The organism is Pseudomonas sp. p99-361 (assembly GCF_003935475.1).
Taxonomy (GTDB): Bacteria; Pseudomonadota; Gammaproteobacteria; order Pseudomonadales; family Pseudomonadaceae; genus Aquipseudomonas; species Aquipseudomonas juntendi.
Genome location: NZ_RHQO01000037.1, coordinates 46,912 through 53,386 on the forward strand (window position 1 = coordinate 46,912; position 6,475 = coordinate 53,386).

Genomic DNA, 6,475 nt, shown 5'->3' on the forward strand with positions numbered 1-6,475 from the left:
TGCAAAAAGGCGACCTCGGGTCGCCTTTTTCATGCCTGCACGGTCCTTGTGGGAGCGGCCTTGCGTCGCGAAAGGGCTGCGTAGCAGCCCCGGCAAGCTTGCAGGATGGCTAAAGGCCCGGGGCCGCTACGCGCCCCATCGCGACGCAAGGCCGCTCCTACAATGGACAGCGAACAAGCCTGAATCGGGGTCAGGCCAGCACCACCTCCAACACCCGGATCGCCTCCGGCTGCGGGTAATGCCAGCGCACCTGCACATCCCAGAACCTCACCCCGTACACCCGTTCCGGTGCAGGTACCTGGTAGGCCGGGCGTGGGTCCTGGGCCAGGCACTGTTCGATCAGCGCCACCAGCGGCTCACCCAGCCGCAATGCATGCTCGCGGGCCTGCGCCAATGCGCTGTCGGCCCAGTGCACGGCAATGGCTGCAGGCGCGGCGCTGGCCATCTGGTTGCTGGCGCATGCAATGCTGTCGGCGTAAGGCACGTAGGGCTTGATGTCCAGCACCGGCGTGCCGTCCAACAGGTCGATCCCGGACAGCAGCAGCCGCCCCGGTTCAACCCCCTCCAGGCGCACCACCGACTGGCCGATGCCATTGGGCCGATGGGTGGCGCGGGTCGCGAACACGCCCATGCTCTTGTTGCCACCCAGGCGCGGTGGCCGCACCTTCAGGCGTGGCTTGTCTTCCAGCGCCTGGTGGAACAGGAACAGCAGCCAGACATGGCTGACCTGCTCCAGGCCTTCGACTGCCTCACCCTGGTCGAACGGCGGCAGCAGCTCCAGCACCCCGCGGGCGGCGGGAGCCAGCTGCGGTTGGCGCGGAATGGCAAACTTTTCCTTGAAGCATGAACGGACGATACCGACCGGGGCAACGGTGTGCTGCATGGTCACTCAGCCGCGCACGCGCAAAGTCAGGCCCTTGAGGAAGTTGCGCAGCAGCTGGTCGCCGCACGGCCGGTAGTTGTCGTGGCCAGCTTTGCGGAACAGTGCACTCAATTCCGGCTTGCTGACCGGGAAGTTCACGGACTTGAGGATCGCGTGCAAGTCGTCCTCCTTGAGTTCGAAAGCCACCCGCAGCTTCTTGAGGATCAGGTTGTTGGTCACCGGCAGCTCGATCGGTTGCGCCGGGCGGCTGTCATCCTTGCCGCGACGGTAGAACACCAGGCCGTCGAGGAAGTGCGCCATCACCCGCTCAGGGCAACGCACAAAGCCTTCTTCGTCTTCTTTCTTCAGGTAGGTGGCCAGCACCAGCGGGTGCACTTCGAGGCCGGAGAGGCCGATGATCTCGGCCATCTTGGCGTCGTTCACCTTGAGCATGTAGCGCAGGCTGCGCAGGACGTCGTTGTGGTTCATTGCTGCTGAATCCTGTTCAGGTGCCGCGCGTTCCAGCGCGGCCTATTACTTAGAAACGTTCGGTAGTGGCCACATAGCGCCATTGGCCCAGCGGCAACTTGCCCATCGACACGCCACCCAGGCGAATGCGCCGCATGCCCACCAGCTCCAAGCGCAGGTAAGCGCACAATTCGGCGATCTGCCCGGGCTGCGGGTTTTTCAGGGCCATGCGCAGGTGGGTCTCGTTCTGCCAGCTGGCCTTGGCCTTGGGTAGCTCACGGTCATTGCGCGTAGCACCGCGGGCCAGGCGCTCCAGTGCCTGGGGCGTGGTCTGGCCGCGCACTTCAACGATGAATTCCTGCTCCAGGCGGCGCAGGTCGGCTTCGATCTTGCGGGTCACCCGCCAGTCCTGGGTGAACACTTGCAGGCCACTGGCGCCGCGCTCCAGTCGGGCGACGCAAGCCTGCCGGGCAAAGTGCCCGTGCAGCGCACGCACGCCCTCGCGGTGGGCTTCGCTGAGGCTGCCCATGTTGATGCTGGCGCGGGCGCTTTCGCTGTCCATGTTGGCAGGCTGGTTCAGCAGCAGGGTCACCGGCTCCAGGGTCTCGGCGCGGGCGCCAGGCAACAGCTCGACGCGCTGTTGCCCGACCTTGAACTGCGGCTGCTCGACCACCACGCCATCGACCGTGACCCAGCCTCCTTCAATGTACAGCTCGGCCTCGCGGCGAGAGCAGCCAAGCTGCTCGATGAGGCGTTTGGACAGGCGGACGGGTTCGGACATGGCGCAATTCGCAGAGGCAGGGAAAGGTGACCATTGTACCTGCCCCTACGCGGTTGATGATGGGAATCTGTGTCACTTGCGCCATTTCGGCGACCTGCTGCGGCATATTCAGTCGCCGCTGCACTGGCTTGTGCCCCGCAGGCGCATATGCAGCAGGGGGTAGGGTTGGCCAAGGCCGTCGGTAGGGGAGCGGCCGACCACCTCGAAACCTTCATGCAGGTAAAAGCCCAGGGCTTGCAGGTTCTGCTCGTTGACGTCCAGGGTTTCGGCATTGAGTTCGTTGATGGCGTAGCGCAGCAAGCGCCTGCCTACGCCCTGGCCACGGTAGGCCGGGGCAACGAAGAGCATATCCACCCGGCTGCTGGCGACCCCGGCGAACCCGCAGATACGCTGGCGGTCCTTGCAGCAGACCAGCATCACGGCGTCGAGGTAGCGGTACAGCACATGCTCACGCAGCAGCCGGACATAGGCATCGGGTAGAAAATCGTGGGTCGCGCGCACCGAGTCTTCCCAGACCTGGGCCAGTTCGGGGTAGTCGCTAAGGTGCGGGGTTTGCAGGGACAATGGCTGGCGCATCGGGGTACGTTCCTCTGGGGCTGAGGAAACGATAGATGCTAAAAGCGCAACAGGCCCAAGGATTGCCGGTGCGCCTGCGCGGCCCATCATCGGCCAGGCAGCTCCCTGGTAAAGGAGCTGCTGGCCGGCGATGGTGCGCAGCGTACTGCGTGGGTGTCAGACCGGCTCGGCCCACATGTCGTATTCGTCGGCGTCTACCACCCGGCAACGAACCTTGTCGCCTGGCTTGAAGCCATGGTCGCCATCGATGAACACGCTGCCGTCGATTTCCGGGGCATCGAAGAAGCTGCGGCCTACCGAACCTTGCGCCTCGACTTCGTCGATCAGCACTTCGATTTCCTTGCCGATGCGCAGTTGCAGGCGGGCAGCGCTGATGGCCTGCTGGTGGGCCATGAAACGGTCCCAACGGTCCTGCTTGATGTCGTCCGGTACTTCAGCCAGGCCCAGGTCGTTGGCCGGGGCGCCTTCCACCGGCGAGTACTGGAAGCAGCCCACGCGGTCGAGCTGGGCTTCGGTCAGCCAGTCCAGCAGGTACTGGAAGTCTTCTTCGGTTTCGCCGGGGAAGCCGACGATGAAGGTGGAACGGATCACCAGCTCGGGGCACTGTTCGCGCCATTGCTTGATGCGTGCCAGGGTACGGTCTTCGAAAGCCGGGCGCTTCATCGACTTGAGCACTTTCGGGCTGGCATGCTGGAACGGAATGTCCAGGTACGGCAGGATCTTGCCGGCCGCCATCAACGGGATCACATCGTCGACATTCGGGTAAGGGTACACGTAGTGCAGGCGCACCCAGGCACCCAGGCTGCTCAGTGCTTGGCACAGTTCAAGCATGCGGGTCTTGACCGGGCGGCCGTTCCAGAAGTCGGTCTTGTACTTGACGTCAACGCCATAGGCGCTGGTGTCTTGGGAAATCACCAGGATCTCCTTGACCCCGGCCTTCACGAGGCGCTCGGCCTCGCTCAGCACTTCGCCCACCGGGCGGCTGACCAGCTTGCCGCGCATCGACGGGATGATGCAGAAGCTGCAGCTGTGGTTGCAGCCTTCGGAAATTTTCAGGTAGGCGTAGTGGCGCGGGGTCAACTTGACCCCTTGTGGCGGTACCAGGTCGATCAGCGGGTTGTGGTCCTGGCGGGGTGGCACCACTTCGTGCACGGCGTTGACCACCTGCTCGTACTGTTGCGGGCCTGTGACCGACAGCACGCTTGGGTGCACGTCACGGATGTTGCCTTCTTCAACGCCCATGCAGCCGGTTACGATGACCTTGCCGTTTTCCTTGATCGCTTCGCCGATGACTTCCAGCGATTCGGCCTTGGCACTGTCGATGAAGCCGCAGGTGTTGACCACCACCACGTCGGCATCCTCGTAGGTGGGCACGACTTCATAGCCTTCCATGCGCAGCTGGGTCAGGATGCGCTCGGAATCGACCAGGGCTTTGGGGCAACCCAGGCTTACGAAACCTACCTTGGGGGTGGCGGGCGTGGTGGACATGACTAACCTCGGTATTGAATGCAGGTCGCCCGGCCGGAATCGGGGGCGATCTTGACGGGCGCTTTTGGCGCCTCTGATCAAAAAGTGCGCAATTCTAGCGAGCGCAGTGACGCTTGACCAGCAGAAATACGACGAACGCTGCGCTATGCTTCGCGCCGTTGCGCCAAGCTGCAGTGAGTGCTTGGTCGCAGAGTGAATACTGAAAGGCCGTAATGGCCGTCTGCGGGAGTGGTCGATGGTTCAGGCAAGCAGTCACGCTGAGGGCGGGCACGAGGGTAAGCAGAGTGCGACGCGGTCGCTGGGCCTGCTCGTGGCAGCAGTCGGGGTGGTTTATGGCGATATCGGCACCAGCCCGCTGTATACCCTGAAGGAAGTCTTTACCGGTGGTTATGGGGTGCCGGTCAACCATGACGGCGTACTGGGGATCCTGTCGCTGATCCTCTGGTCGCTGCTGTGGGTGGTGTCGTTCAAGTACGTGATGTTCATCCTGCGCGCCGACAACCAGGGCGAGGGCGGCACCATGGCCCTGACTGCGCTGGCGCGGCGGGCTACGGCGGCCTACCCGCGGCTGCGCACACTGATGGTGATCTGTGGCCTGATCGGCGCTTCGCTGTTCTATGGTGACAGCATGATCACCCCGGCGGTGTCGGTGCTGTCGGCGGTAGAGGGCATGGGCCTGGCGTTCGACGGTATCGACCACTGGGTGGTGCCGATTTCGCTGGTGGTGCTGGTGGCCTTGTTCCTGGTGCAGAAGCACGGTACCGAGAAGATCGGCAAGCTGTTCGGCCCGATCATGGTCACCTGGTTCGTGGTGCTCGGTGCACTGGGCGTGCACGGCATTTCGCAAAGCCCGGAAGTGCTCAAGGCCTTCAACCCCGGCTGGGCGGTCAACTTCTTCTTGGTGCACCCGGGGATGGGCGTGGCCATTCTGGGGGCGGTGGTGCTGGCGCTGACCGGTGCCGAGGCATTGTATGCCGACATGGGCCATTTTGGCCGCAAGCCTATCGCCCGTGCCTGGTTCATCCTGGTGCTGCCGGCGCTGGTGCTCAACTATTTTGGCCAGGGTGCGCTCCTGCTGCAGGACCCGGATGCGGCCCGCAACCCGTTCTACCTGCTGGCACCGGGCTGGGCGCTGTTGCCGTTGGTCGGCCTGGCCACCCTGGCCACGGTGATCGCCTCGCAGGCAGTGATTTCCGGGGCCTTCTCCTTGACCCGCCAGGCCATCCAGCTGGGTTATATCCCGCGCATGCAGATCCAGCACACCTCCAGCGACGAGCAAGGGCAGATCTATATCGGTGCGGTGAACTGGACCCTGATGGTGGGTGTGGTACTGCTGGTGATCGGTTTCGAGTCCTCCGGGGCGCTGGCGGCAGCCTACGGTGTTGCGGTAACCGGGACCATGCTGATGACCACGATCCTGGTGTCGGCGGTGATGCTGCTGCTGTGGAAGTGGCCGCCGCTGCTGGCGGTGCCGATTCTGGTCGGTTTCCTGCTGGTCGACGGGCTGTTCTTTGCCGCCAACGTGCCGAAAATTGTCCAGGGTGGCGCTTTCCCGGTGCTGGCCGGGGGCGTGCTGTACCTGCTGATGAGCACCTGGAAGCGTGGCAAGCAGATCCTGGTCGAGCGCATCGACGAAGGGGCATTGCCGCTGCCGTTGTTCATCAGCAGTATCCGCATTCAGCCACCGCACCGGGTCGAAGGCACGGCGGTGTTCCTGACCGCGCGTTCCGATGCCGTGCCGCATGCGCTACTGCACAACATGCTGCACAACCAGGTGCTGCATAGCCAGGTGGTGTTGTTGACGGTGGTCAGCGAGGACCGGCCGCGGGTGCCGGAGCACGAGCGCTTCGAAGTGGAAGCCTATGGTGACGGCTTCTTCCGCGTGCTGCTGCATTTTGGCTTCATGGACGAGCCGGACGTACCGGCGGCGTTGAAACTGTGCCATCTGGATGGCCTGGACTTCACCCCAATGCGCACCACGTACTTCCTCAGCCGTGAGACGGTGATCGCCTCACGGCTCGAGGGGATGTCGCGCTGGCGTGGCAACCTGTTCGCCTTCCTGCTGAAGAATGCCAACGGCAACCTGCGCTTCTTCAACCTGCCGCTGAACCGGGTGATCGAACTGGGGACCCAGGTCGAGATCTGATTGGCAAGGGGCTGCTTTGCAGCCCATCGCTGGCAAGCCAGGCTCCCACAAGTACTGCGCTGATATTCAACATGGCACGGTCCCTGTGGGAGATTCTATGGTTCCTGGCAAGGGTAGCCGGAGCATCTTCAGCGCCTGTGAGATCGAGCGCCGC

The 6,475-nt window shown here is 63.6% G+C and carries 6 protein-coding genes; 1 reads left to right on the forward strand and 5 read right to left on the reverse strand.

Annotation, left to right across the window (positions count from 1 at the left end):
• Window positions 1–190 precede the first annotated feature (190 nt).
• The 5 genes from tsaA to rimO all read right to left on the reverse strand — a co-directional run bounded on the left by tsaA (window position 191) and on the right by rimO (window position 4,175).
• Window positions 191–883 (reverse strand): tRNA (N6-threonylcarbamoyladenosine(37)-N6)-methyltransferase TrmO, encoded by a 693-nt coding sequence (gene tsaA, locus EGJ22_RS16825; protein ID WP_009682558.1) that lies wholly within the window; start codon window positions 881–883, stop codon window positions 191–193.
• 6 nt (window positions 884–889) lie between these two features.
• Window positions 890–1,351: a DUF1456 family protein gene (locus EGJ22_RS16830; protein WP_029887591.1), complete on the reverse strand. Its 462-nt coding sequence runs from the start codon at window positions 1,349–1,351 to the stop codon at window positions 890–892.
• A 49-nt stretch (window positions 1,352–1,400) separates the two neighbouring features.
• The gene (locus tag EGJ22_RS16835) at window positions 1,401–2,111 is read right to left on the reverse strand and encodes an rRNA pseudouridine synthase (protein ID WP_029887590.1); all 711 of its coding nucleotides are present in this window, start codon (window positions 2,109–2,111) and stop codon (window positions 1,401–1,403) included.
• Window positions 2,112–2,219: 108 nt separating this feature from the next.
• Entirely contained in the window at window positions 2,220–2,687 is a 468-nt protein-coding gene (locus tag EGJ22_RS16840; RefSeq protein ID WP_029887589.1) for a GNAT family N-acetyltransferase, read from the reverse strand.
• Between the two features lie 156 nt (window positions 2,688–2,843).
• The gene (rimO, locus tag EGJ22_RS16845) at window positions 2,844–4,175 is read right to left on the reverse strand and encodes a 30S ribosomal protein S12 methylthiotransferase RimO (protein WP_029887588.1); all 1,332 of its coding nucleotides are present in this window, start codon (window positions 4,173–4,175) and stop codon (window positions 2,844–2,846) included.
• Window positions 4,176–4,410: 235 nt separating this feature from the next.
• Here rimO and EGJ22_RS16855 point away from each other — a divergent pair, with 235 nt between their 5' ends.
• Window positions 4,411–6,321: a potassium transporter Kup gene (locus tag EGJ22_RS16855; RefSeq protein WP_029887587.1), complete on the forward strand. Its 1,911-nt coding sequence runs from the start codon at window positions 4,411–4,413 to the stop codon at window positions 6,319–6,321.
• The last annotated feature ends 154 nt before the right edge of the window (window positions 6,322–6,475 follow it).

Excerpts from the sequence above, each read along its gene's own strand:
- EGJ22_RS16840 (WP_029887589.1), bottom strand. The coding sequence starts at position 2,687 with ATGCGCCAGCCATTGTCCCTGCAAACCCCGCACCTTAGCGACTACCCC.
- EGJ22_RS16855 (WP_029887587.1), top strand. The coding sequence starts at position 4,411 with ATGGTTCAGGCAAGCAGTCACGCTGAGGGCGGGCACGAGGGTAAGCAG.
- EGJ22_RS16835 (WP_029887590.1), bottom strand. The coding sequence starts at position 2,111 with ATGTCCGAACCCGTCCGCCTGTCCAAACGCCTCATCGAGCAGCTTGGC.
- EGJ22_RS16830 (WP_029887591.1), bottom strand. The coding sequence starts at position 1,351 with ATGAACCACAACGACGTCCTGCGCAGCCTGCGCTACATGCTCAAGGTG.
- tsaA (WP_009682558.1), bottom strand. The coding sequence starts at position 883 with ATGCAGCACACCGTTGCCCCGGTCGGTATCGTCCGTTCATGCTTCAAG.
- rimO (WP_029887588.1), bottom strand. The coding sequence starts at position 4,175 with ATGTCCACCACGCCCGCCACCCCCAAGGTAGGTTTCGTAAGCCTGGGT.